Raw genomic sequence first — 25497 nt, 5'->3', positions numbered from 1 at the left:
TCCCCCCTCACTGTTCCCCAAAACATTATGGCAGAAGGCCGCGAAACCCGCAGGGCATCGTGGTATGTTATTGGCTTTTCGTCAGACTGGAAGAGAGTGAGATGGCAAAGCAGCGCGTAGGTATTGTCTTTGGGGGAAAATCAGCGGAGCACGAGGTGTCCTTGCAATCGGCTAAAAATATCGTCGATGCGATCGATAAAAGCCGTTTCGACGTGGTGCTGCTGGGCATTGATAAACAGGGCCAGTGGCACGTTAACGATGCCAGCCAGTATCTGCTGAATGCCCACGATCCGGCACACATTGCCCTTAATCCTTCGGAAATTAGCGTCGCCACCGTACCCGGCGTTGTGAAGGGACAGCTTATCAACGCCGGCAACGCGCAGGCTCTCGCCCAGATCGACGTGGTCTTCCCTATCGTGCACGGCACCCTCGGCGAAGACGGTTCCCTGCAGGGGATGTTACGCATGGCTAACCTGCCGTTCGTGGGCTCGGACGTGCTGGGATCCGCCGCCTGCATGGACAAAGACGTCACCAAACGCCTGCTGCGCGATGCCGGGCTGAATATCGCGCCATTCGTGACCCTCACCCGCGCCAACCGCGACAAGCACAGCTTCGCACAGATTAGCGCTGAGTTGGGCCTGCCGCTGTTTGTGAAGCCAGCCAACCAGGGCTCCTCCGTGGGGGTCAGCAAAGTCACCACCGAAGCAGAGTTCACGCAAGCCGTCCGTCTGGCGTTTGAGTTCGACCATAAAGTGGTGGTTGAGCAGGGGATCAAAGGCCGAGAAATTGAGTGCGCGGTGCTGGGCAACGATTTTCCACAGGCCAGCACCTGCGGTGAAGTGGTCTTAAACAGCGACTTCTACTCGTACGACACCAAATACATTGATGATAAAGGCGCCCAGGTTGTTGTTCCTGCGGATATCGATCCGGCCATCAACGATAAGATCCGGACGATCGCCATTCACGCCTATCAGACGCTCGGCTGCAGCGGCATGGCGCGCGTGGACGTGTTCCTGACGCCGGAGAACGAGGTGGTGATCAATGAAATCAACACGCTGCCGGGTTTCACCAATATCAGCATGTATCCAAAACTGTGGCAGGCCAGCGGGCTTGGCTACTCTGAGCTGATCACCCGCCTGATCGAACTGGCGCTGGAGCGTCACGCCGCCGACAGCGCCCTGAAAAGTTCCGTTAACGGTTAATCGGCACCCTTAGCCGTTTCCTCCGCTGTCGTCTCTTCCGGACGGCGGCGGATAATCAACCCTGCCAGCCAGAAACTGATTACCCAGGTCACCAGACCCACGGCATAGGTTTGCCAGCCTTTTGCTTCAAATCCCAACAGCCCCACGACGCCGTTAAGAATAAAGATCAGCCCGATAGCAAAGGCGTAGTAGTGCCAGTCACGGCGAAGTTTGGACGTGAGCTTCATAACAACTCCGGCAGGGAAAAAAGACATCCTCTCACAGTTTTACCGACAGGTCTGTGGCAGATGCGGAAATTCTGAAATGCGGCGCAGTTTCATTTAAGTTAACAAATTGTGACATGCTGCAGAAATCAACACTCCAGGAGAAATCCTGAGCGAAAATTACCACGATTCTGATATTGACAAATGCGTTGACCTGTCAAACTCACCCCGTAAGACGCGTATTAAAACAGAGTGATATTTCGGGAGGTCAACATGGCTGACTTTACATTGTCGAAACCGATTTTTGGCGGCAAACCAAAAACCTCCACGGCGGGTAATATCGCGTATGCCCTGTTTGTCCTGTTCTGCTTCTGGGCTGGCTCCCAGCTGCTTAATATGCTGGTGCACGCGCCAGGCGTTTATGAACACCTGATGCAGGTGCAGGATAACGGACGCCCGCGGGTTGAAATCGGGTTTGGCGTGAGCACGCTGTTTGGCCTCGTGCCCTTCCTCGCGGGGTGTATGATTTTAGGCGTTGTCGCGCTCGTCCTGCGCTTTCGTCGCCGCCATTAAAGCCCCATACAGCGAGCCCGGCGATCGTCCACGCGTTTTGCGAACCATGCGGTGGTCAGGTTACGCGTGATCTTCGGGCTTTCCAGCTGAATCCCCGGCAGGACAGCCCTCGGTAACGTTTTCCCACTCTTCTTCTCTGCAAGGGCAAACACCTTCTTGTAGAGATCCGTTTTCTCAAATGCCAGGCTGTCGCCTTTCTCAAGCTGACGGCGAATGTCGCTGTTGCTCATATCAAGCGTTGTCGATAATTTCCGGATCGCCCGCTCGGTGCTTCCCGCCTCGCTGCTGCCGTAGGCGATAAGATCGCCGTCCAGCGCCAGCTTAACGCCGCTTGCGCGGCTGACCGCGCTCTGAAACGCCGCGTTACGGCTGGCATACCAGCCCGCGTTAAAGTCTGCGAAGCGGTACAGGGGCTCGCTGTAGTTCGCCGGATAGTTCAGCAGATGATATGTGCCGAACCACAGCCCGCCGCGCAGGGAGAAGACCTCCTGGCGCACCGTACCGTCAATTTCCCACGGGTAGCCGTCGGTATGCTTCTCGGCAAACGCAATGCTCACCTGCATCGGGCCGCCGGTGTGAACCGGGTTCAGTGAGCCAAACAGCTTCTGCCCCATCGGCACCATGTTAATGAAATCATCAAAGATGGCGCTGAGCTGTTTTTCGGTTTTCACCGTGTCCAGCCGTTCGCTGTAGCTTTTGCCGTTTGGCGAGGTGATTTTCAGCGCGGTATGCACGAGGAACACCGGGATATGCATCGACTCCGCGCGGCGGTCGATCTCTTTCCAGGCGATTTTGTTGAGACCCGGCACCACCGGGTCTGACTGGTACATTGACTCCTGCTGCGCCACCGCCAGCACCGAGCAGATATTCTCCTCGGTGGGGGCAATCTTCTGGCTTTCAAAGGTTTTTGCCAGCGCATCGGCCCACGCACTGCGATCCTTCACGCTGGCGGGCATTTTTTGCCGCACAACGCTTGCGACATCCACGGGCTTCTCGCCCTTTTTAAGCGGAGCAGCCCCTTTTTCGGCACAGCCCGCCAGAACGAGGGCAGCCAGCAAGGACAGCGGTAACGCACGCGGTACGGCAAAAGACATAGCAACTCCCTGTATTAGCTAAATGTGTTGGTGACTTCCTGCAGGTCCCGATCGTCCAGCTCATGTTCAAAGCTGCGCAGACGTTTGTAGATGGACATCAGCTCCACCAGCGTAGTCCAGGAGTTGATCAGATACTGGAACGAGTTTCTGACCTGATCGAACACGTTGGTTATCTGGGTCAGTAAGCCCAGCGTGATTGTTCCCGCAACAATAGACGGGAACAACAGGAATAGTCCAAAAACAGTATCGACCTGCAGATAGAAAATACGGGCAATATTGAAATACATGTAGTGGAAATAGAGCCTGAAATAGTTGAAACGGACGTTGCGGAACAGCTCTTTTATCGTCGGGGGCGCAGCGCGCGTTGGGTCGTCCTCTCCGTAGACCAGTTCCTTACGATAGGCTGCTTCCACACGCTGATTCTTAAACTCTAAGCCCGGCAGCTTAATCCCGACGACGGCGAGCAGGCCTGTGCCCATAAGCGACCAAATCAGCGCCGGGATGAGCAGGCCGTACGGTAAATGTCCGACAATCGGCAAGGCTGAAATATGGGGAGAAAGCGCAACCAGAATCGGTAAGAACGCAAACAGTTTCAGGATGGCATTAAGCAGGCTGACGCCCATATCCTCAAGCGTTGACGCGAAACGCATGGTGTCTTCCTGAACGCGCTGAGCAGCGCCTTCAATATGGCGCAGACGCTCCCAGTGGGTCATGTAGAATTCGTTCATCGCCGTACGCCAGCGGAAAACGTAATGGCTGACGAAGAAATTATTCAGCACCGCCACGGTGACGGCGATCATCGCAATGCCCATAAAAATTTTTAACTGATTGTAAAGCTCGCCGATTGGCACCCGGTTAGGGGCGCTCAGCGCTTTCTGGATGAGATCGTAGAACGGGGCATACCACGCGTTAATGGCCACGCTCACTTCGACCAGAAACCAGGTGACAAAAATAATCAGCGACGTTCCCAGAATGGACCACGTCTGCCAGCGATGTGGGGAATAATTAAACCAGAACAGCGCAAACAGCCCGACGCACAGCGCGTAATAGGCATAAAACAGCAGATAGCTGAACGACCAGAAGCGCGCCGCGCTAATCGGCACCTCGCCTGTCGCCCCCGCGATGCGCGTCAGCCATGCACCGCCGCCCGCCAGCCAGAACACGACGGCGATCAGTGCCCAAATAAATGCCGACAGGAAAAAAGGCCCCGGCTTTGGGAAAAAAGACTTAAACATGATACTTCCTTCTTGTTGTTATGGTTGCTGCTGTGCTCAACACATTACCACACGAATACCTTGCCCGAGCCGGTCTCCCGGCTCGGGCAAAAAGGTCAGACCCGTGGGTTGATTATTAGTTCGCTTTCCAGTTTTCGAGAATTGTTTCGGTGCGTTTCACCGCGACAGGGTTCGCCGGCGCAATGAAATTTCGCCAGACGTCGTTGTGGTGGTTAATCAGGATCTGTGCTTCGGCAGCCGGGCGGTTGGCGGTGGTATGGGCATCTTCCGCCACGGTAATGTGGTAACCGCGGCTGACGCCATTCTTGACCGTGGCGTCAACGCAGTAATCGGTGGCGCAGCCGCAGATGACAAACTCGCGAATGCCCTGCTCGCGTAACAGCGCTTCAAGCGTGGTGTCGTAAAAAGCATCACAGGCGGTCTTGGTCACGTACAGCGCGCCAGCAGGTTGATAGAGTTCAGGCAGCAATGCAAACCCGTCACTTCCCTCTTCCAGCCCCCCGGCCTCGGCATGCTGAATAAAAATCACCGTGTCGGCAGCCTGCGTAAGCTGGTTGATCAAAGAGACACACTTCTCGCGCTGATGACGCGGGGTTTCAAACACCCCGTTCTGCATATCAACCACCATTACCACACGCTTTTCAGACATACCGTTCTCCGCAAGATTGAGTAACACTGGTGCCTATCATAAGCCCGATGTCACAAAATGGGAGAGCGCTCGCAGGGAAATTCTTCATATTTACCCATGGTTACGTTTTTCTCGCTATGGTTATGCTATTAGGGGCATTGCACGGTGCCGATTAGTAGTATAAATACCCATTACTTTCCTCATTCACTTCATGGATGCTTTTCGTTGAAACGTTGTCTGCTCTCTTTTGCCGCGCTGTGTGCGGTGAGCTTCTCCACCGCCCAGGCAGCCCAGCCGCTGACGGCGCCCGTTTTGGCTTCAGATATTGCCGATCGCTACGCGAACCTTATCTATTACGGCAGCGGCGCGACCGGGATGGCAATGGTGGTCATCGACGGCAACCAGCGCGTTTTCCGCAGCTTTGGTGAAACGCGTCCAGGTAATAACGTTCGCCCGCAGCTGGATTCCGTTGTGCGCGTTGCGTCCTTAACCAAGCTGATGACCAGTGAAATGCTGGTGAAGCTGCTCGACCAGGGCGTGGTGAAGCTCGACGATCCGCTCAGCAAATACGCCCCGCCGGGGGCCCGCGTGCCGACGTATCAGGGCACGCCAATTCGCCTTGTTAACCTCGCGACGCACACCAGCGCTCTGCCCCGCGAACAGCCGGGCGGCGCGGCGCACCGCGACGTTTTTGTCTGGCCAACGCGCCAGCAGCGGTGGAACTACCTGAGCACCGCCACGCTGAAATCCGCCCCGGGCTCGCAGGCCTCTTACTCGAACCTGGCGTTCGATCTGCTGGCGGATGCGCTCTCAGCGGCAGCGGGCAAACCTTACCCGCAGCTGTTTGAAGAGCAGATCACGCGTCCGCTGGGCATGAAAGACACCACCTTTACCCCTTCCCCGGACCAGTGCAAACGCCTGATGGTGGCAGAGAAAGGCGCAAGCCCGTGTAACAACACGCTGGCGGCCGTGGGCAGCGGCGGGGTCTATTCCACCCCTGGCGACATGATGCGCTGGATGCAGCAGTTCCTTTCTTCGGATTTCTACTCCCGTAGCAGCCAGGCCGATCGCATGCAGACCCTCATCTATCAGCGTACTCAGCTGCACCGCGTCATCGGGATGGACGTGCCGGGTAAAGCCGATGCGCTCGGCCTGGGCTGGGTCTATATGGCGCCGAAAAATGGTCGTCCGGGCATTATTCAGAAAACCGGCGGCGGCGGCGGATTCATCACCTACATGGCAATGATTCCGCAGTCCAACGTGGGCGCGTTTGTGGTGGTCACCCGTTCTCCGAACACGCGCTTCGTTAATATGAGTGACGGCATTAATAACCTGGTGGCCGAACTGAGCGCCAATAAAGCCCAGGTACTTACCGCGTCTAACTAATCTTAATACTCCGTGGGCAAGCGGTTGATGCTGACCAGCTTGCCCCGGCTCATATTGATGTAATTCCCCTGCCGCAGCGCAGCCAGGACTTCTGCAACAACCGAGCGTGAAATACGGGTGCTACGCTGAATATGATTCATAACGCCAATTTTCGAGCGCAGCGAGTCATCCCACTCGGCCATATTGATCAACATCGCCCGGATCTGACTATAAGAGTTATTTCCCACCAGCTGCAGGTCACGCTTGCCCAGAATATGGTTAATCCATGACACCCAGCAAAAAGCATCCTGCCAGAGATGATCTTGCTGAATAAGTTGACGCGTGGCAGAGACCGGTAAATAAAATCCAGAACAGGGGGTGTGTGCCATCATGGAATATTCAAGATAACTATCATTTATCCATGCGTTCAAACCATAGATAAAAGGTGCCTGCGCAATGCCCATCAGAAGTTCATCAGATTTCCGGTGAACAGCGGTAAGTCCAGACTGTATTACAAAAGTAAACGGCTCATCATCATTATTGCCGGTTGTTATTAATTGCTGAGGTTCGATCTTAAAGGGGGTACCGGCGACTTCCAGAGATTTTGCGAGCCGGCTTAATTCAGAAAGTGGTTTCGCATTAACGTTCATGCATACCTCAAAACATCTGTATCTGTCGGTTCTTTATTTTTTTAAACCATATAAAAAAGCGGGGGAAAAATCCCCCGCGCTTTCTCTTTACCAGGTATATTTCACACCCAGGTTTGCTCCCCAGTTCTGGTCAACGTCGCCGCCGCCCAGATAAGTCGCATCGGTGTAAGCACTGAAGTTTTTCGTGAAGCTGAACTGGGTGCCCAGCCCCACGCGAACCGCAGAGCCTTCGACGCCGTTATCAATGCTGTCAGTGTTGATATCTGCATTATTGTCAGCATCGTCATAGACGTAAGCCAGCTTGAAGTACGGGGTCAGCGCCTGTTCGCCGCCGTAGTTGAAGGTGTAACCCGCATCCATACCAAGCTCATAACGCATGCTGTCGTAAGACTGGCCGTCGATACGCATATCGTTGCTTAACTGATAGTCATCTCCAGACTGGAACAGGCCGGAAATCGCCGCATAAGGGGTAATATAGCCTGACAGGTTTGGTTTCCAGTCATAGCCCAGCTTCATCCCGAAGCCAACAGCGTCAGACGTTGTATCACCATCAACATACTGACCGTTGCTCATCGTGGCTGAGAGTTCGTTGTTGAAGCGGGTGTAGCTCAGGGAACTGTCCAGGAAGAGGTCGTTCATGAACTTCGCCGACGCGTAGATCATCGCCGTCTGGCTGTCCTGATCGACCTGGCCCGTACGATCGCTGATATCGCCTTTCGCAAAACCTGCTGCACCACCGACGATCCACTTCGCATTATTACCGTCAATCTGCGTATCCAGACCGACCATAATGCCGCTTACGTCCTGATCGTAGCTGACGGTGCCGTTATCCGCGTCAAAGTTGCCGCCGAAATAGCTCACCCACGCGCCGCCGTTGTCTGCCAGGCCATGACGGCTATTGGTCAGACGCGTGCTAACGGTATCCTGCTGTAGATTCCAGATGTTAGTATTGGCAGAAGGAATGCTCAGCGCCATGTTGGCGTAGTCAGTCAGCTCTTCCTGCTGAAGAACAACGGAATCCCCCTCCTGCTGCGCCTGATAGGTATAAGCACCTAAATCAGCTTTGTTTGCGGCAGTAAAGCTGGCTGCGGTATCTGCGTTATTGTCGTAGACGCGAACGATCTCTTTGTTTTTGTAGTCGGCAACTGAACCAGCGCCGGTTGCATCGTCGATGCGCACCTTGTAGTTACCGGCAACGTCACCATTCACCGCCAGATGACCGTCGGAGTTCAGCGCGACAACGCCGTAGTCATACTCCGCGCTGTAGCGATCGTTGGTGACATAGCGTGCGTTGCCCAGGTCGCTGTTCAGCACATAATCGCGGCTCGCGACGTTGAGCACGCCGCCATCGGTCAGCACCATATGGTGCGTATCAACCTGACCCATACCCAGCGCCAGCTCTGCACCGTTGTCTACGGTAATGGTGTTGGCATACAGCTCTGCTGTCTCTTCAGTCAGCGCTGCACGGCTATAGCTGTCCAGATACAGGCTGTCGGTAGCCACAGCTCCGCTGTCGCCGATATTCAGGCCAGACGCATTGGTCAGGGTGATGGAATCCGCCAGCAGGCCTGAGTTTTCAACATTGACCTGCGACTGGTTATTGACCGTCAGCGCGTCGATGTTAGAGGCCTTACGGGTATCCCACTCGGAACCATTATCCAGCGCCACGTTGAACAGGCCACTCTGATAAACGTCTTCACCCGCAACGTGACCGTTGCTGTCGAAGGTAGAATCAGGCCAGATGCTGTTCGGGGACAGAGCGTGCCAGTCAACGTTGCTGTAACCCTGACCGTACATCTGCGATGTGCTGATAGCTTCAACGCTGGACTGCGCCGCACCGACCCACTTAGTGCCGTTGGTCAGCGTGACGTCCAGCTTATCGGTGCCATCCCAGCCGTTGGTGGTTGGGTTATAGACGCCATCGTCTGTGGTGTCCGTTGCCGGATCGCCATTCTCGTAGAAGTTGTTATCGAAGGTGCTCGAGAAAAGAATATCACCCGTCACGGTGGAGTGATCGAAGGTGGCGGTGGTCTGCATGGCGTTATCGGACGCGCTGGCTGCAACGATCAGCGCCGCGTCATCCATGGCCGTGGCGTTCGTTTCACCGTAGTCGCTCGGCTTCGCGGTTTGACCATAGAACCCGCTGGTGCCCAGATCGCTGTACGCGCCGGAGGTCAGCACAGAATCTTTCACCACCAGCGTATCGGTAAAGACTTTGCTGTTGTCTGCCACACCTTCAGTACCATCGTATGGCGTGTTATCCAGTTCCTGATAACCTTGCGTCAGCGTGATACCCGCTACGTGGGAATTGTTCTGAATAACGATATCAGACTCAACATCCAGGGTGATTGCGTTACCCAGACCGTAGGTGTCCAGATAATCCGTTTCAGTGGTTTCGCCGTTAACGACATCATACGCGTAATGTTCGTAGGTATCGTTAATGGTGGAATTATCCACCGTCAGGCTAAAACGATCGTACTGTGTATGATTGGTGCCGTCAGCATCCACGCCACCTGAGCACGCCGGGGTCATACATTCTGACGTAATCATGCCGTTAATAGTGCTGTTGGAAATACTCAAGGCATTTGCATGGCCATTGGCACCATCATCCAGATAGTACGTTGAAATAATCCCGTTAACGGTTGATTTATTCACGACAGGATAAATGTCGCCATCATGGGCGGCATCCGAGTAATCCCAGTCTGCGTAACCATAATACCATGGCGTAGATGCGGTATTATCATATCCAAACGTATTATATGTTGTACCGGAAATATCTTTCGCATTAGCCTGAGAAGCGATAGCCAGCGTACAAGCTAATGCAAGTTGAGATACAACCAGTTTCTTTTTCCATGTTTGCATTGGGTCATCCCTCCTCAGGGACGTAAGCATGTTTGTCCGTAAATCAATTAGCAATGTTTAATTGCGGAGGGAATTATGCAGTTTCAATCAGAAAAGGTTCAATGAATGATTCATTTAAGTCCGTATCCAGACAAACAGCAGAAGTAAAACAAGAGAAAAGGAGCGCTAAATACAAATACTATAAAGAAAAAAGTCAAAATAAACAAAACAAGCAAAGGTGATATAATTTTTATAAACAGATCATTTCTATTTATATATTGCCTTCGTAATAGAATTAACATCAATAATTCGAACCGACATTCCGCAGGATTGGTTAACTAAATATAATTCAGAGGCAATCATAGACAGGCTGCATTAGACGGTATCAAAATGCCCACTTTAGTAAAACACCTCACTTCACTTTGAGGTACACTAACCTTCTTTGTTCCACAAACATCAGGCATACCATGACCGATTTAATTGCACGTCCCCGCCGCCTGCGCAAGTCACCTGCACTGCGCGCTATGTTTGAAGAGACAACACTGACCTTAAACGATCTGGTGTTGCCGATTTTTGTTGAAGAAGAGATTGATGACTACAAAGCCATCGAAGCCATGCCGGGCGTGATGCGCATTCCTGAAAAATACCTGGCGCGCGAGATCGAACGCATCGCCAACGCGGGGATCCGCTCGGTGATGACCTTCGGCATCTCCCACCATACCGACGCCACCGGCAGCGATGCCTGGAAAGAAGACGGCCTCGTGGCCCGCATGTCCCGCATCTGCAAAGAGACCGTGCCGGAGATGGTGGTCATGTCCGACACCTGCTTCTGCGAATACACCTCCCACGGCCACTGCGGCGTGCTGTGCGATCACGGCGTAGACAACGATGCCACCCTGCTGAACCTTGGCAAGCAGGCGGTCGTGGCTGCCGCTGCGGGTGCGGACTTCATCGCGCCGTCTGCGGCGATGGACGGACAGGTACAGGCGATCCGTCAGGCGCTGGACGCGGCGGGCTTTACCGACACCGCCATCATGTCCTACTCCACCAAGTTTGCCTCCTCCTTCTACGGCCCGTTCCGTGAAGCAGCGGGTACGGCGCTGAAGGGCGATCGTAAGACCTACCAGATGAACCCGCTGAACCGCCGGGAAGCGATTCGTGAATCCCTGCTTGATGAAGCCCAGGGCGCAGACTGCCTGATGGTGAAACCGGCTGGCGCGTATCTCGATATCCTGCGCGACATCCGCGAGCGCACCGAACTGCCGCTGGGGGCTTACCAGGTGAGCGGTGAATACGCGATGATCAAATTCGCCGCGCTGGCCGGGGCAATCGACGAAGAGAAGGTGATCCTCGAAAGCCTGGGCGCGATCAAACGCTCGGGCGCGGATCTGATCTTCAGCTACTTCGCGCTGGATCTGGCCGAGAAAAAAATCCTCCGCTAATCTTCACCAAACTGCAATACAACCGACATCTGCTCCTTCTACTGTCTTCGCAAGACGGCAGGAGGAGTAATCATGTTTAGCCTCGATAGCGTTCTCGACGATCTTTGGCCTCAGGCGAGGCCTGCACCCTGGCAAAAAAGTCTGTTAAAAAGGCTGTTTTACGAAGAAGAATTCCAGCAGTTTGCCGCCGCTCACCGCCACCTGAAAGGACTGGATATGGTGGAGCAAGTTCTGGAGCACCTTGATATTCTCTGCACCGTTTCCGCCCGCGATCTTGAACAAATCCCCGAACATGGCCCGCTGGTCATTATTGCCAACCACCCGACAGGCACGCTGGACGGGCTGGCGCTGATGTACGCCGTCTCCCGCGTGCGACGCGACGTTAAAGTCGTGACCAACCGGATGCTGACCCACCTTGAGCCTCTCAGTTCGCTGTTTATTCCGGTGGACAATATGGGCGGCAGGACGGCGAAATCGTCTCTGGTTCAGATGGAGCAGCATCTGCAAAACGCGGGCGTGCTGATCTTCTTCCCGGCGGGAGAAGTTTCACGCCCCACGCGCAAAGGCATTCGCGATAAAAAATGGCACTCCGGCTTTATCAAACTCGCCAGCAAGCTGCGCGCCCCGCTGCTGCCTGTGCATATTCAGGCGCACAACAGCCTGCTCTTTTATGCCAGCACGCTGGTGTCGCCGACATTGTCGATGCTGCTGCTGATGCAGCAGATGTTCCGCCGCCGCCACAGCCAGCTGCCGATTAAAATCGGCCAGCAGATCGCCTGGCATCACTGGCATAGCGCCACCCTTTCCTCGCGTGAGATGGCCGAGCAGTGCCGTCAGCACGTGATGCGTCTTGGCAAGGGATTGCCTGGCGTCTTCAAAACCCAGTGCGCCATCGCCCGTCCGGAAGACCGGGCCACCCTGAAACGCGAGCTGGCGCAGGCCGAGTGTCTGGGTAAAACCAGCGACGGTAAAACCATCTACCTGTGGCAGCGCAACGGGCAGGAAGAGGCGCCGCTTCTGCGCGAGCTGGGCCGCCTGCGTGAGATTGCGTTTCGCGCGGTGGAGGAAGGGAGCGGGAAACGCCGGGACACCGACAGCTACGACGACGATTATCTGCACCTGATCCTCTGGGATGAAGCGGATCTGGAGATCGTCGGCGCGTATCGCTTTATGCCGACGGCCATGCAGCTGGAAAAACGCGGCGTTGACGGGCTGTACAGCTACAGCCTGTTCCACTACGACGACAAAATGCAGGACGTGCTGGAGCACGGCATTGAGCTGGGGCGCAGCTTTATTCAGCCGCGCTACTGGGGGCGTCGCGGTCTGGACTATCTGTGGTCCGGCATCGGGGCTTATCTGGCGCGCTACCCACACTATCGCTACCTGTTTGGCCCCGTCTCCATCTCCGGCGGCTTACCGCCTGCGGCGCGGGATCTGCTGGTCGCCTTTTACCGCCTGTGGTTCCCCGCGACGCATCCGCTAGCCGCGTCACGTCAGCCGTATCCGGCGTCGTTACCGGACGTGCTCGCGCAGTTTGGCGGCGTGGACTACGTGGATGACCTGACGAAGCTGAAATCCCTGCTCGGTAATCTGGGCTGCGGCATACCGCCGCTATACAAACAGTATTCCGAGCTGTGCGAGCCCGGCGGCGTGCAGTTTATTGATTTTGGCAGCGACCCGGCGTTCAACAACTGCGTCGACGGTCTGGTGCTGGTGGATTTGTGTTACCTGAAGGCGAACCGCTATCAGCGGTATATTGAGGCGCATTTAATACCCTCACCCCAGCCCTCTCCCTGAAAGGGAGAGGGTGAAAACCGCACCGTACAGTCCCCTCGCCCCTTTGGGGAGAGGGTTAGGGTGAGGGGCTCAAAGCGCACGATAATACGGCTTATCCCCCAAAATCGTCGCCCGCTGCATAATCCTTCGCTGCGGCAGATAGTCCGCATTGGCATAGTGCTGCGTCACGCGGTTATCCCAGATCGCCAGGTCGTTCTCCTGCCAGCGCCAGCGCACCTGAAACTCCGGCTTAGTGATATGCGCGAACAGGAAACCTAACAGCGCCTCGCTCTCTTTTTCCGTCACGTCCACGATGCGCGTCGTGAACCCTTCGTTCACGAACAGCGCCTGCTTGCCCGTGACCGGATGGGTGCGCACCACCGGGTGCAGCAGCGGTGGATGCTTCGCCACCGCCTCCTGCCAGCGCTGATGTTCCTCTTCGCTTTTACGGTACTTGTATTCCGGGAACGATTTTTTGAAGTCGTGCTCCGCCCGCAGGCCGCTCAGCAGCGTCCGGAACGGCGCAGAGAGCGCCTCGAATGCGGCGATCCCGCTGGCCCACAGCGTATCGCCGCCGGTTTCCGGCAGCAATTTTGCCGTCAGAATCGCGCCCGCGGGCGGCGTTTCGATAAAGGTCACGTCGGTGTGCCAGTTGTCGTTGTCCGGCGGGTTATCGTTGTGGGTATCCAGAACGATAATCTCCTCCACCCCTTCCGCATGCGGATAGACCGGGTGAATATGAAGGTCGCCAAAACGCGACGCCAGCGCGCGCTGCAGCTGCGGGGTGATCGCCTGCTCGCGCAGGAACACCACCTGATGGCGCAGCACCGCGTGGTACAGCTGCTCAAACTGGTTGTCGCTCAGCGGGCGGGTCACATCCAGGCCCGACACCTGCGCGCCAATGTACGGCCCCAGCGGGGTGATGGTCAGTCGTTCACTCATTGTATTTCTCCATGCCAGGGCGTCAGGCGGCGCTGTAGCGCGCGCAGCCCCAGTTCTAATCCGAAGGCGATCGCGGCAATCACCGCAATCCCTGCCAGCACCACGTCAGTCGCCAGGAACTCTCCCGCCGACTGCACCATAAACCCTAATCCTCGCGTGGCGGCGATCAGCTCTGCCGCCACCAGCGTGGACCAGCCCACGCCGAGGCCGATGCGCAGCCCGGTTAAAATCTCCGGCAGCGCGCCGGGTAAAATCACGAACAGCAGCACCTGCGTGCGGCTGGCGCCCAGCGACTGCGCCGCACGAATGCGCACCTGCTGGGCACTCTTCACGCCCGCCAGCGCCGACATGGCAACCGGCGCGAAAATCGCCAGATAAATCAGCAGGATCTTTGACGTTTCGCCGATACCGAACCAGATCACCATCAGCGGCAAATAGGCCAGCGGCGGCACCGGGCGATAAAGCTCAATCAGCGGGTCGAGGATGCCGCGCACCGTCGGGCTTAGGCCCATCGCGATCCCGACCGGGATACCGATAACTACCGCCGCCAGCAGCGCCACCAGAATGCGCGTCAGGCTTGCGCCGAGATGCTGCCAAAGCGTAGCGTCCATAAAACCCTGCGGCCCGGCGATGGTGATGAGTTTCGCCAGCACCTGCCCCGGCGGCGGCAGAAACAGCGGGCTGACCCACTGCTGGGCCGCAACCGCCCACCACGCTGCCAGCAGCACCAGCAGCGTGCCGACGCTCAACGCGAGCGGGCGCGAGAACGGCCAGCGCAGCGCCGGACGCGTGCGGCGCGTTTTTTCACTGAAGACGATGCTCATGAGAAGGCCTCCCGCTGTTCGAACACGCGGCTTAAGACGTATTCACGCTGCTCAATAAACCGCGGATCGGATTTGATGCTGCGCACGGGTTCTCCCGCGACGTAGCGACGGGCGAAATCCAGCGGCAAACGCTCCAGCACGCGCCCCGGCCCCGGTGAGAGCAGCACCAGCTCTGTCGCCATAAACATCGCCTCTTCGATATCGTGGGTAATTAACAGCACCTGCTTGCCCGTCTCATGCCACAGGCGCAGCAGCAGGGTTTGCATCTGCTCGCGGGTAAAGGCGTCCAGCGCCCCGAACGGCTCGTCCAGCAGCAACAGCTGCGGATTCGCCGCCAGCGCGCGGGCGATCCCGACGCGCTGGCGCTGGCCGCCGGAAAGCTGCCAGATAAAGCGTTTTTCCGCCCCGTCCAGCCCCACTTTTTTCAGCATCGCCCGCGCGGTTGCCAGCCGCTGTTCGCGATTGATGCCCGCAAGCTGGAGCCCAAACGCCACGTTTTCCTGCACGTTGCGCCAGGGAAGTAATCCTTCGTTCTGGAAGACCACGCCGCGCTCGGCGCCTGGGCCCTCCACCTTTTTGCCTTCCAGCTGAATGGTGCCGTGCTGATACGGTACAAACCCGGCGATCAGATTCAGCAGCGTGGTTTTTCCGCAGCCGGACGGGCCGAGCACCACCAGCAGTTCACCGCTGCCCAGCGTCAGGTTGATGTCCTCCAGCGCGGGTTTACCACCGTAATCGGCATACAGGTTCGTAATGTTCAGCATGGCGGACTCCTTATTTCACAAAGCGGTCGGTGACGTACTGGCTGTAATCCGCCGCCACCGCGGGCACTTTGCCCTGCTCTTTCAGGAAGGTGGCGGTATCCACAATCGCTTTGCTCACCGGCCCGTTCAGCTGCTGCACCTGCTGCGCGGGGGTCAGATAGGTATTGCCCCTCACCAGGCCCGGCACGTCCGCTTCCGGCACGCCGCTCAGGCGGGAGAGTTTTTCCAGGTTGGCGGGCTGCTTCAGCCACTCATCCGGATTGCTGATGTACGGCTGCTGGGCGTCGATCGAGCTTTTGGCGAAGGCTTTCACCACCTCAGGATGTTTCTCGGCGAAGTCTTTGCGCACTACCCACACGTCGAGGGTTGGCGCGCCCCACTGGCCCACTTTTTCGGAGTCGGTCAGCACGGTGCCGTCTTTTTCCAGCTCGTTCACTGCCGGCGCCCACACGTAGGCCCCATCAATGTCGCCGCGCTGCCAGGCGGCTATAATCGCCGGCGGCTGAAGGTTGACGATCTGCACCTGACCCGGCTTGATGCCCCAGTGTTTGAGCGCCGCCAGCAGGCTGTAGTGGGTGGTAGAGATAAACGGCACGGCGATGCGCTTGCCGATCAGGTCTTCCGGTTTGGTGATGTTTTTCTTCACCACCAGCGCTTCAGAGTTACCGAGCTGCGAGGCGAGCAGGAAAACCTCAATCGGCACCTGCTGGCTGGCCGCGACCGCCAGCGGGCTGGAGCCGATATTGCCGATCTGCACGTCGCCGGACGCTAACGCACGCACGACGGACGCGCCGCTGTCGAACTTGCGCCAGTCGACGTTCGCGCCGCTCTCTTTCGCAAAGGTGTTGTCCGCCTGCGCAACCTTCGCCGGCTCCGCCGAGGTTTGATACGCAACGGTAACGTCCACCGCCTGCGCCTGAAATGCCCACAGCGCCAGCGCGCCGAGAAGTGTGATTCGCGATGAAATTGCCATAGTGCCTGCTCCCCTTGTTGTTATGAGGGCAGTATTTCCGGCGCGGGAATTTTGATAAAGGAATAAAAAAGAATCGCTAATGACGATTCGTTTTTAGAAAAAAAGCGGGAAAGGATAGTCAGTATTGTGCGGTTGGTTTTTCCCCTCCCCCTAACTCTCTCCCCAAAGGGGAGAGGGGATTGTTCACTGCTCGCATTAAACCTCAGCGCTGCGCGTTCAGCTCCGCAATATCCTTCGGCGTGGTGCGACAGCATCCGCCGATTAACTTCGCTCCCGCCGCCAGCCACTGCGGCAGATACCCCGCCAGCGTCTCGCACGCTTCGCCGTGGTGGTGCCAGGTTTTGGTTACCGCATCATAATGCTCGCCCGAATTCGGGTAGACCACCAGCGGCAGCGGCGTCAGGCTTTGCAACTGCTTCAGCGCCGCCGTGGTGTTTTCCAGCGCGATACAGTTGATGCCCAGCGCGACAACCTGCGGATAGCCCTCCAGAGAAGAAACCACCTCCCGCAGCGGCGTGCCGTCGCTCAGGTGCTCGCTGTCGCGCAGGGTGAAGGAGAACCACGCCCGGGCACGGGGATACGCCGTCAGCAACGCGACCAGCGCCTTTATTTCCGTAAACGACGGCAGCGTTTCGCAGGCCAGCAGGTCTGCACCCGCGTCCAGCAGCGCCTCCACGCGCGGGCGGTGGAATTCTGTGAATTCTTCGGCACTGCGCACGTAGTCGCCGCGATACTCTGAGCCATCCGCCAGATACGCGCCGTAAGGCCCAACGGAGCCCGCTACCAGCAGCGTACCCGCGTGCGGGTTTTCCGCCAGGTACGCTTCGCGCGCCTTACGCGCCAGCTCCACGCTTTTGCCAATCAGCGCGCGGGACTGCGCCTCGTCCAGACCGCGTGCCGCAAAGCCCGCAGGCGTGGCCTGGTAGCTGGCGGTGATCGCCACCTGCGCGCCCGCGCGGTAGTAATCAAGATGCACTTCGCGGATAAGATCCGGGTTTTCCACCAGCACTTTGGCCGACCAGAGGCTGTCAGCAAGGTTACAGCCGCGCGCTTCCAGCTCCGTTGCCATTGCGCCATCCAGCACCACAAACGGCTGTTTTTCAAGGATGTCGGTAAGCGGATTATTCTGCGACATGTTCAGGCTCCTGCGATGTCATATTTCGGGTCAGGTAGTAGGCACCATAACACAGGGCGACGAACGGAAGCCCGCAATAAAGGGCAATGCGCTGGCTGGGGTCAAACCACAGGCCGACGCAGGCCACCACGCAGAGGATAAAACCGAGCACCGGCACCAGCGGATACCACGGCGCGCGGTACTGCAGCGCAGAGAGCGGCTGGCCGGACTGCAGATGGCGGCGACGGAAGACGAAGTGTGACGCGCAGATGCTGATCCACACCGCCACCACCGCAAAGCCAGAAATGGCCGAGAGCGCGACAAACACCGTGTCCGGGGCCACGACGCTTGAGAACAGCGCCAGCACGCCGCCGAGCATGGAAACCGAGAGCGCCGTCAGCGGCACGCCGTTTTTGTTCACGCGGGCAAAGCAGCGCGGGAGCGTTTTCTCATTCGAGAGCGACCACAGCATGCGGCCAGACGCGTACAGCCCGGAGTTCGCCGCCGAGAGGATCGCCGTCAGGATCACGAAGTTAAAGATATCAGCCGCATAAGGAATGCCGACCTTCTCAAACACCAGCACGAACGGGCTCTTTTCCACGCCCGCCTGCTGCATCGGGATCAGCGCCGCCAGCACGAACACGGTACCGATAAAGAAGATGATCAGCCGCGCGATGGTGGTGCGGATCGCAACCGGAATGACCTTGTGCGGATTTTCGGTTTCACCCGCCGCGATGCCGATAAGCTCGGTCCCGGAGAAGGCAAAGTTCACCGCCACCATGGTCATCAGGATCGGCAGGCCGCCGTGCGGGAACCAGCCCTCGGCAGTGAGGTTGCTTAAGCCCGGCGCGGGTGAACCGTCCTGCATCGGGATAAAGCCAAAGACCGCCGCCCCGCCGAGGATGATAAAGGCGATGATGGTGATGACCTTCACCAGCGAGAACCAGAATTCCCCTTCGGCAAAGAAGCGCGTGGAGATGACGTTAAGGCCAAAAATCACCACGCAGAAGACCACGCACCACGCCCAGACGGGCACCTGCGGGAACCAGTACTGCATGCAGAACCCGGCGGCAGTAAAGCTCGACCCTAGCGCCACCGTCCAGGTGAGCCAGTAGAGCCACGCCACGGTGTAGCCCGTCGCCGGGCCAAGATAGCGGGCGGCATAGACGTGGAACGCGCCGGTTTCCGGCATCGCCACGGAGAGCTCGCCCAGACACTGCATCACCAGCCAGACCACCAGCGCGCCGATCAGGTACGCCAGCAGCGTGCCTGCCGCACCGGTGGTGGAAATGATGTATCCGGTATTGAAGAATAACCCTGTCCCAATCACGCCGCCCAGCGAGAGCATAATCAGGTGGCGTGTTTTCATGGTGCGCTTAAGCTGTCCATTTTCTTGTTGTGTTTGCATATTACCTTCTATACGTATGGACATCTAAACATCCAAAGAAGGTGTTATACCGCGATTGTTAATAAAAAGCTAGATGACCAGACGCAAACGTGCGCGCCGCGCGCTGAGTCTGGGGTGGGTCGTGAGGATCACATAAAGAATGGGACGCCAGGCCATAAGCACCTCCGCAAGCAGATACTCACAGCATGGTGCGGGAACGTGCGATTTACGGTCAGTCGAAAGTGCTAAATTCATACCACGATATTGCTCCACTGGCCGCCGGGTTGGTAATTCTCGCAATCGGTTCTATAGTCGTCACAGTTTATTAGTAACCAGGACTGACTGATGCGCTTTAACGGACTGACCAAAGGTTTCTTTATTTTCATTCTCGCCCTTGTGACCTGGGCCTTCTTCGACGTGCTGTCGCCCTACTTCTCCGCGATACTGTGGGCCGCTATTCTGACCGTCATTTTCAACCCGGTAAAAAACAAACTGCGCGCCGCGCTGGGGGATCGCAACGGGCTGGCCTCGCTGCTGACGATTGGCATTATCTGCCTGATCGTCTTCATCCCGCTGATGGTGATCCTCTCCTCGCTCGCCATTGAGCTGAACGTGGTTTACACGAAGCTTCAGGAGAACAACACCCAATTCCCGGAAGTGGTGGCGAGCATCTTCAACCACCTCCCGGACTGGGCCAGCGGCTTCCTGGCGGATCACAACCTGACCAACGCGGCGCAGATCCAGAAAAAACTCTCCGACGTCGCGCTGCAGGGCGGGCAGTATCTGGCGGGCAGCGCGTTCCTGATCGGCAAAGGGACGTTTGGCTTTGCGATTAGCTTCGGCATCATGCTTTATCTGCTGTTCTTCCTGCTGAAGGATGGACCGTATCTGGTACGCCAGATCCTCGACTCCCTGCCGCTGTCTGATTTTGTTAAACAGCACCTGTTCGCCAAGTTCGTCGGCGTCTCCCGGGCGACGGTGAAAGGGACGGCGGTGGTGGCCGTCGTTCAGGGCACGCTCGGCGGGATCGCGTTTGCCATCGCGGGCATCGACGGCAGCGTGCTCTGGGGCGCGCTGATGGCGTTCCTCTCGCTGGTCCCCGCCGTCGGCTCGGCGATTGTCTGGGTGCCAGCCGCCATCTACCTGTTCGCCACGCACCAGCTCTGGCAGGGGCTGTTTATTGTTGGCTTCTTCGTGATTATCGTCGGGCTGGTGGACAATATCCTGCGCCCGCTGCTGGTGGGGAAAGACACCAAAATGCCGGACTACCTGATTTTGATCACCACCCTCGGCGGTATGGAGCTGTACGGCATTAACGGCTTTGTGATTGGGCCGCTCATTGCCGCGCTGTTTATCGCCTGCTGGAACCTCTTCTCCGGCCGCGATCACGAGGGTAATGCCGAAGAGCTGGACGCCGATTTCATCGAAGAGGGAAAAAACTCTCCAGATTTGTAATAACGGGCGTTCTGAAAGGCGGCACAGTGCCGCCTTTTTTTCGCCCTGAATCAGAGGTTTTCTATAATCTGATAAGAACGCTTTTCCATTATGTCGTAGAGGAAACCATCAGGTGCGAATCGCCACGATCACAAACTGGGCTTATGGAGTCACGGTATGCCTGACCATTGCATCCGGCATCGTCATGCTGATGGCTTCCCATGCCGACAACATAGAACGTGAGGCCGTTAAACAACGACAAACCTTTGATCAGCTTACGGAAGAGATTGAAATAGACACCTGGATGCTCTCTGATCTGGCGCGACTTTACGCCATCAAAAAAGAACCTGATGTGCTGGAAAAATATCAGGCAAAAGAAGCTGAACTGAAGAATATTGAACATACGCTGCAACAGCTCAAAAACACGGGGGCATCGGGTGAGGAGCTGGCGCTGCTGTATGACGGACTGAAGATTGTTGACGAACTGCAGGATGAGCAGCAGGCAGCCATTGACGGCATCGCCCGCGGCGAGGAACAGCAAGCCGTTGCGCTACTCTTCGGTAAAAGTTATGAACTGGAATTAGAGCGGGCGCAGAGTAACATCGACCGCTTTCGCATGCTGCTGGACAAACGCATTATTGCCGACGTGCAGGCAGCCACCAGAACGTCAAAAGCGCTTCGTACCGCTTCTGAGGTGATGGTCGGACTGACCGCCGTGCTCTTCCTGTTTGTGATGGGCTTTATCCTCAAGCGCCGCGTGCTGCGTCCGGTAGTACGCCTGAGCGACGTGGTCCATCGTCTGGCATCACAGGATTATGCCGTCGAACCTCCTAATTTCACCCAGGTTGATGAGATAGGCGATATGGCTCAGGCCATCCGCATCTTCCGCGAAAATGGCCTTGCGCGGCAGCGCCTGGAAAAAGAGCGCGATGCCGACTGGGCCATCCGCGAGCTGCTGGCGCGCATGACGCAGCGGCTGCAGGGGTGTGAAAATTTTAAAGACGTGATTAACGTGGCGGAGCAGTTTGCGCCCAATATCGCGCCGGGGATAGCGGGCCGGCTCTACGTTTTTGACCGCGATCCGTGGCAAATGCGCTGCGTCGCCCAGTGGCTTTCACCGGCAGATGATGAGACCACGTTCCACCCCGATGCGTGCTGGGCCGTGCGTCGCGGTCAGAGCCACCCGCCGGTTAACGGTGAGCCGGATGTCGCCTGCTATCATCTCCCGGCGTCACAGGCGGAAAGCGCGCTGTGCGTACCGCTTATCGCCCAGGGCGAGGCCATTGGGTTGCTCTCGTTCCAGAACATCACACCGGAAAATGCCCCTGCACGCGCGTATCTGGAACTGATGGCCGAGGCGCTCGGACTGGCGCTGGCGAATCAGCGCCTGCGCGACGCGCTGCTGGAAAAAGCCTTGTTTGACCCGCTTACCGGCCTGCGTAATCGTCATCATTTGGAAGACACCCTGCATACGCAAATGACGCAGGCCGTGCGCAACGGCGAGCCGTTAAGCTGCATGATGATCGATATCGATCACTTTAAGAGCATTAACGACCGCTTTGGCCACGAGGCCGGCGATGGGGTAATCAAAAACGTGGCGACGATTGTTCAGCGGGCCGCGCACGACGGCGGGCTGGCGTTCCGCTACGGGGGCGAGGAGTTTCTGGTTCTGCTTCCCGGTGCCGGTGAAGCAGAGGCGCACGCCTGCGCGCAGAAGATTTACAACGGCGTGCATGGTCTGTCGCTTCGCTACGGGCTGACTGAGATTGGTCCGGTGGATGTGTCGATTGGTATCGCCAGCTATCCAGAGCATGCCGAGAGTGACAACCTGCTGCGCGCCGCGGACGTGGCCCTGTACCGGGCGAAAGAGTTGGGACGCTCGCGAATTGTGAGTTTTGGGATGCTGGAGGCGGGTTAAGAATAAGACGCTTTTTTCATGACGGAGACACCCGCGTCATGGTTCCGTGGTCAGAAGATCGATCATGGCCCGGGTGGCTGCCGACTGACGTCGGTGTGGCGCATAAATCAGCGAGAAAGGCCGCGAACGTCCGCGAAGTTGCGGGAGCACCTCAACGAGTTGGCCGCGCTGTATCCGCTCACGAACGATAAATTCATAGCTCTGACAGATCCCCATCCCGCATTCAGCCAGCGATACCACGCCAAGAACATCATCTGACGTTTCGATGGTGGAAGCCGGCAGCCAGTCCACATCGCGTTCGCCCATGCGAAATACCCAGGGGGCAATGCGGCCCGTACGCGGCATGATAAAAGGCAGACACATATGCTGCTGCAGTTCATCCAGCGTTTGCGGCATTCCCATCCGCTGAAGGTAAGCGGGCGAGGCGACCAAAAGCAGTGCCGCATCCTGAAGTTTACGCGCGACGAATCCACTGTCAGGCATTTGACCCAGACGAATAGCCAGATCGAATCCTTCGGCGATCAGATCTACGTTGCGATTGGTGATGTTCAGCTCCACCTTAACGCGCGGATAGTGCCGGGAAAAGCGAGCCAGCAAGGGCGGCAGGCAATAGTGTCCGAACGTGGTCGGGACGCTGATCCGTACCCGGCCGGTCAGATCGCCCCCCTGCCCCCGGCCATCGCGTTCGGCCTCATCAAGCAGGGAAAAAGCAGAACGCGCCTGCTCAAGATAAATCCGTCCGGCTTCCGTTAGCCCCACGCGGCGTGTGGTGCGCTGTAATAGCTGTCGTCCAAGACGCACTTCAAGGCGGGATACCGCGCGGCTCAGGACTGAGGGGGTGGTTGAAAGGGCAACCGCAGCCGCGGTAAATGAGCCATGTTCAACGACAGTAATGAAGACTTCAACATCGCCGAGATAATCGAATTTTCTGCTCATTTTGCTCTTTCAGGAACAAATGTTTTTCAATTTCGCTAATTTATCTCCGATTGGGCGATGAGTAAAGTGACCGCACTCATCACCAAAAGGCAAAAATTATGGATCTTCAACTCACTGGTAAGACCGCACTTGTCACTGGAGCTACCGCAGGAATTGGGCTGGCTATCGCCAGCACGCTGGCGCGCGAAGGCGTTGCCGTTACGATTACCGGACGCGATCGGGAAAAATTACAAAATGCAGTATCGAAAATAACCCACGCGGCTCCCCAGGCGCAGGTATCCGCCGTTGTCGCCGATCTGGCGAGCGCTGAGGGTACAGAAGCGCTGTTCAAGGCCTGCCCGGATACCGATATCCTTATCAACAACCTGGGCTTTTATGAAGCCAGAGCCTTCGCCGACATAACCGACGAAGAGTGGCTGCGTATGTTCGAAATTAACGTGATGTCCGGGGTGCGTCTTTCCCGCCATTACTTCCCACGCATGCTTGCCCGCAACTGGGGCCGGGTGATTTTTATGTCCAGCGAAGTGGGGGCTTTCACGCCGCCTGACATGGTGCATTACGGCGTCAGCAAATCGGCTCAACTGGCCGTATCGCGAGGAATGGCCGAGCTGACAAAGGGCACAGGCGTGACGGTCAACAGCGTACTGCCTTCCGCAACCCGCTCTGACGGCATCATCGACTACCTGCGCCAGACCGCCCCCAAACCGGGCATGACAGACCAGGAGATCGAAGCGCATTTCTTCCAGACCTACCGCCCCAGCTCGCTGATCGCGCGAATGATCGAGGCTGACGAGATAGCCGCTATGGTCGCGCTGCTGGCAAGCCCACTCGGCGCAGCCTCTAACGGAGCTGCGGTACGCGTCGAGGGCGGCACGTTCCGCTCCATTCTTTGATACCGGATTAAGACGCCGCTTCTTACTCTCTTCACCGGAGCATGTATGTCCCAATCTACCCGTACTTTCTCCGCCATTGCGATGGCGGCATTGTTCTCTTTCGCAAGCTGCGCCAGCGCGGCAAATCAGCTGCCTCTTGAACGCTGGCGCAGTTATTCAGGCGTAAGCTGGGATTCACCAGAGAACGGGCAGCCGACGCTTTTTTCCGGGTCGGTTAATGCCCCTGTCGCCGGTATTCACTTTGATGCAAAGGGCCGAGCCTTTGTCAGCACGCCGAGACTGGTTTCGGCCAGTGCGCCCGCCACGTTAAGCATTCTGGACACCCGCACGCAGTCGGGCCCCGCGCGCCTGACGGCATTTCCGTCCCGCCAGGGTAATGCGGTAGATTCTGCTCCCGACCGGAACCTGCGCAACGTGCTCGGCTTTTATGTTGATCGTAAGAACGGCTGGTTATGGGCGCTGGATATGGGGTTCGTCGCGGGAGAAGCGGAATCCCCCGCTGGCTCGCAGAAACTGGTCGTGCTGGATCTCGACTCGGGCCGCACGGTAAAACGGATCCCCCTGGACGGCGTGGCTGACCGTAAGGCGAGCTTCCTCAATGATGTCGTTGTCGATGAGGATCGTCGTATCGCATACGTATCCGACAGCGGATCGCGAAGTGCGCCTGAAAACCGCGTTGGTCTGATCGTTGTGGATTTCACCACCGGTACAGCCCGACGCGTGCTGGATCGCCACCCTGCCCTGCAGATTGAACCCGGCGTAAAAGTCGTCTCCCACGGTGCGGAAGTGTGGCCGGGTAAACCGCTGCTGATTGGCATCAACGGGATTGCGCTTTCTCCCGATGCAGAGACATTGTACTGGACGGTAACAACGGGAACACATGCGTACGCGCTCCCGACTGCCGTTCTGAAGCAGCAGGGCTCAACCGATGCGCAGATTGCCGGGCAAATTCAGAATCTGGGTACGGTGGGAGGTAACACGGACGGTCTGGTGACCGATGCAAAGGGCAACCTCTATATTACGGACGTCACCCGCAACGGCATTGTCCGGTATGATCCGAAGACCCGGACAATGTCGCTTATTGCTGTAAATGAAGCCGTACGCTGGCCAGACACGCCGGCTATTCGTCCGGATGGTGACCTGATCTTCACCTCAAGCAGCCTTAATGACCACTTTGCTGGCGCGGTCAAGCCCGGTCATGAACGCTACGAGCTATGGCGTTTGCCGCTCAGTGCTTCACCGGGCACGAAAAAGTAACGGTGCACTACGCTGGACAACCGCTAAATATGACGACGCCGCCCAT

Annotated in this window: 22 protein-coding genes; 9 read left to right on the top strand and 13 right to left on the bottom strand. The window is 57.2% G+C overall.

The window, feature by feature from the left end; translation table 11 throughout:
- Positions 1 to 101: 101 nt before the first annotated feature.
- The gene (ddlA, locus tag USG84_RS14900; protein ID WP_253540886.1) at positions 102 to 1202 is read left to right on the top strand and encodes a D-alanine--D-alanine ligase; all 1101 of its coding nucleotides are present in this window, start codon (positions 102 to 104) and stop codon (positions 1200 to 1202) included.
- On the opposite strand, the gene USG84_RS14895 is transcribed toward ddlA, so the two are convergent.
- Complete coding sequence (locus tag USG84_RS14895; RefSeq protein ID WP_028012119.1) at positions 1199 to 1429, bottom strand: DUF2754 domain-containing protein; 231 nt, start codon at positions 1427 to 1429, stop codon at positions 1199 to 1201. The two genes, ddlA and USG84_RS14895, sit on opposite strands and share 4 nt — an antisense overlap.
- A 249-nt stretch (positions 1430 to 1678) precedes the next feature.
- On the opposite strand from USG84_RS14895, the gene USG84_RS14890 reads away from it, so the two are divergent.
- Positions 1679 to 1978, top strand: a complete 300-nt coding sequence (locus USG84_RS14890; protein WP_014882725.1) for a DUF2755 family protein — start codon at positions 1679 to 1681, stop codon at positions 1976 to 1978.
- Here the strand turns inward: USG84_RS14890 and USG84_RS14885 are convergent.
- From USG84_RS14885 to USG84_RS14875, 3 genes are all read right to left on the bottom strand, one after another.
- Positions 1975 to 3072: a DUF1615 domain-containing protein gene (locus tag USG84_RS14885; protein ID WP_151413375.1), complete on the bottom strand. Its 1098-nt coding sequence runs from the start codon at positions 3070 to 3072 to the stop codon at positions 1975 to 1977. The two genes, USG84_RS14890 and USG84_RS14885, sit on opposite strands and share 4 nt — an antisense overlap.
- 14 nt (positions 3073 to 3086) lie before the next feature.
- A complete protein-coding gene (sbmA, locus tag USG84_RS14880; protein ID WP_253540885.1) occupies positions 3087 to 4307 on the bottom strand; it encodes a peptide antibiotic transporter SbmA in 1221 nt (406 codons plus the stop codon).
- Positions 4308 to 4422: 115 nt separating this feature from the next.
- Positions 4423 to 4956 (bottom strand): isochorismatase family protein, encoded by a 534-nt coding sequence (locus tag USG84_RS14875; protein ID WP_253540883.1) that lies wholly within the window; start codon positions 4954 to 4956, stop codon positions 4423 to 4425.
- A 204-nt stretch (positions 4957 to 5160) separates the two neighbouring features.
- Here USG84_RS14875 and ampH point away from each other — a divergent pair, with 204 nt between their 5' ends.
- On the top strand, positions 5161 to 6321 hold the full coding sequence (ampH, locus tag USG84_RS14870; protein ID WP_061099077.1) for a D-alanyl-D-alanine-carboxypeptidase/endopeptidase AmpH: 1161 nt from the start codon (positions 5161 to 5163) through the stop codon (positions 6319 to 6321).
- Between the two features lie 2 nt (positions 6322 to 6323).
- Here ampH and USG84_RS14865 read toward each other — a convergent pair whose 3' ends face one another.
- Both USG84_RS14865 and USG84_RS14860 read right to left on the bottom strand, forming a co-directional pair.
- Positions 6324 to 6950, bottom strand: a complete 627-nt coding sequence (locus USG84_RS14865; RefSeq protein ID WP_253540881.1) for a helix-turn-helix domain-containing protein — start codon at positions 6948 to 6950, stop codon at positions 6324 to 6326.
- An 87-nt stretch (positions 6951 to 7037) separates the two neighbouring features.
- Positions 7038 to 9812 (bottom strand): autotransporter outer membrane beta-barrel domain-containing protein, encoded by a 2775-nt coding sequence (locus USG84_RS14860; protein WP_253540880.1) that lies wholly within the window; start codon positions 9810 to 9812, stop codon positions 7038 to 7040.
- Between the two features lie 446 nt (positions 9813 to 10258).
- On the opposite strand from USG84_RS14860, the gene hemB reads away from it, so the two are divergent.
- A complete protein-coding gene (gene hemB, locus USG84_RS14855) occupies positions 10259 to 11233 on the top strand; it encodes a porphobilinogen synthase (RefSeq protein WP_061099078.1) in 975 nt (324 codons plus the stop codon).
- A gap of 72 nt (positions 11234 to 11305) precedes the next feature.
- Positions 11306 to 13030, top strand: a complete 1725-nt coding sequence (locus USG84_RS14850; protein WP_253540878.1) for a lysophospholipid acyltransferase family protein — start codon at positions 11306 to 11308, stop codon at positions 13028 to 13030.
- 69 nt (positions 13031 to 13099) lie between these two features.
- Here USG84_RS14850 and tauD read toward each other — a convergent pair whose 3' ends face one another.
- The 6 genes from tauD to mmuP all read right to left on the bottom strand — a co-directional run bounded on the left by tauD (position 13100) and on the right by mmuP (position 19034).
- On the bottom strand, positions 13100 to 13951 hold the full coding sequence (tauD, locus tag USG84_RS14845) for a taurine dioxygenase (protein WP_253540877.1): 852 nt from the start codon (positions 13949 to 13951) through the stop codon (positions 13100 to 13102).
- Positions 13948 to 14775, bottom strand: a complete 828-nt coding sequence (gene tauC / locus USG84_RS14840; RefSeq protein WP_253540876.1) for a taurine ABC transporter permease TauC — start codon at positions 14773 to 14775, stop codon at positions 13948 to 13950. Before tauC ends, tauD begins: the two co-directional genes overlap by 4 nt.
- Positions 14772 to 15539: a taurine ABC transporter ATP-binding subunit gene (gene tauB, locus USG84_RS14835; protein ID WP_253540875.1), complete on the bottom strand. Its 768-nt coding sequence runs from the start codon at positions 15537 to 15539 to the stop codon at positions 14772 to 14774. The genes tauC and tauB overlap by 4 nt, the downstream gene beginning before the upstream one ends.
- Before the next feature lie 10 nt (positions 15540 to 15549).
- Positions 15550 to 16512 carry a taurine ABC transporter substrate-binding protein gene (gene tauA / locus USG84_RS14830; RefSeq protein ID WP_151413311.1) on the bottom strand — a complete coding sequence of 321 codons (963 nt, stop codon included), beginning with the start codon at positions 16510 to 16512 and terminating at the stop codon, positions 15550 to 15552.
- Positions 16513 to 16714: 202 nt separating this feature from the next.
- On the bottom strand, positions 16715 to 17647 hold the full coding sequence (gene mmuM, locus USG84_RS14825; protein ID WP_151413312.1) for a homocysteine S-methyltransferase: 933 nt from the start codon (positions 17645 to 17647) through the stop codon (positions 16715 to 16717).
- On the bottom strand, positions 17634 to 19034 hold the full coding sequence (gene mmuP, locus USG84_RS14820) for an S-methylmethionine permease (RefSeq protein WP_041911121.1): 1401 nt from the start codon (positions 19032 to 19034) through the stop codon (positions 17634 to 17636). Before mmuP ends, mmuM begins: the two co-directional genes overlap by 14 nt.
- 324 nt (positions 19035 to 19358) lie before the next feature.
- Between mmuP and USG84_RS14815 the strand changes: the two genes are divergently transcribed.
- Together USG84_RS14815 and USG84_RS14810 are read left to right on the top strand one after the other, a co-directional pair.
- A complete protein-coding gene (locus USG84_RS14815; protein WP_151413313.1) occupies positions 19359 to 20468 on the top strand; it encodes an AI-2E family transporter in 1110 nt (369 codons plus the stop codon).
- Between the two features lie 112 nt (positions 20469 to 20580).
- A complete protein-coding gene (locus USG84_RS14810) occupies positions 20581 to 22365 on the top strand; it encodes a diguanylate cyclase (protein WP_253540873.1) in 1785 nt (594 codons plus the stop codon).
- Between the two features lie 36 nt (positions 22366 to 22401).
- On the opposite strand, the gene USG84_RS14805 is transcribed toward USG84_RS14810, so the two are convergent.
- Positions 22402 to 23301, bottom strand: coding sequence for a LysR family transcriptional regulator (locus USG84_RS14805; RefSeq protein WP_253540871.1), 900 nt, complete (start codon positions 23299 to 23301; stop codon positions 22402 to 22404).
- Positions 23302 to 23399: 98 nt separating this feature from the next.
- Between USG84_RS14805 and USG84_RS14800 the strand changes: the two genes are divergently transcribed.
- Together USG84_RS14800 and USG84_RS14795 are read left to right on the top strand one after the other, a co-directional pair.
- The gene (locus USG84_RS14800; protein WP_320738354.1) at positions 23400 to 24194 is read left to right on the top strand and encodes an SDR family oxidoreductase; all 795 of its coding nucleotides are present in this window, start codon (positions 23400 to 23402) and stop codon (positions 24192 to 24194) included.
- A gap of 45 nt (positions 24195 to 24239) precedes the next feature.
- A complete protein-coding gene (locus USG84_RS14795; RefSeq protein WP_320738353.1) occupies positions 24240 to 25451 on the top strand; it encodes an L-dopachrome tautomerase-related protein in 1212 nt (403 codons plus the stop codon).
- The last annotated feature ends 46 nt before the right edge of the window (positions 25452 to 25497 follow it).

Origin of the sequence: Enterobacter sp. 168J2, assembly GCF_034107265.1 — a bacterium.
GTDB classification, from domain to species: Bacteria; Pseudomonadota; Gammaproteobacteria; order Enterobacterales; family Enterobacteriaceae; genus Enterobacter; species Enterobacter nematophilus.
This window is presented reverse-complemented; position numbering and strand designations above follow the sequence as displayed.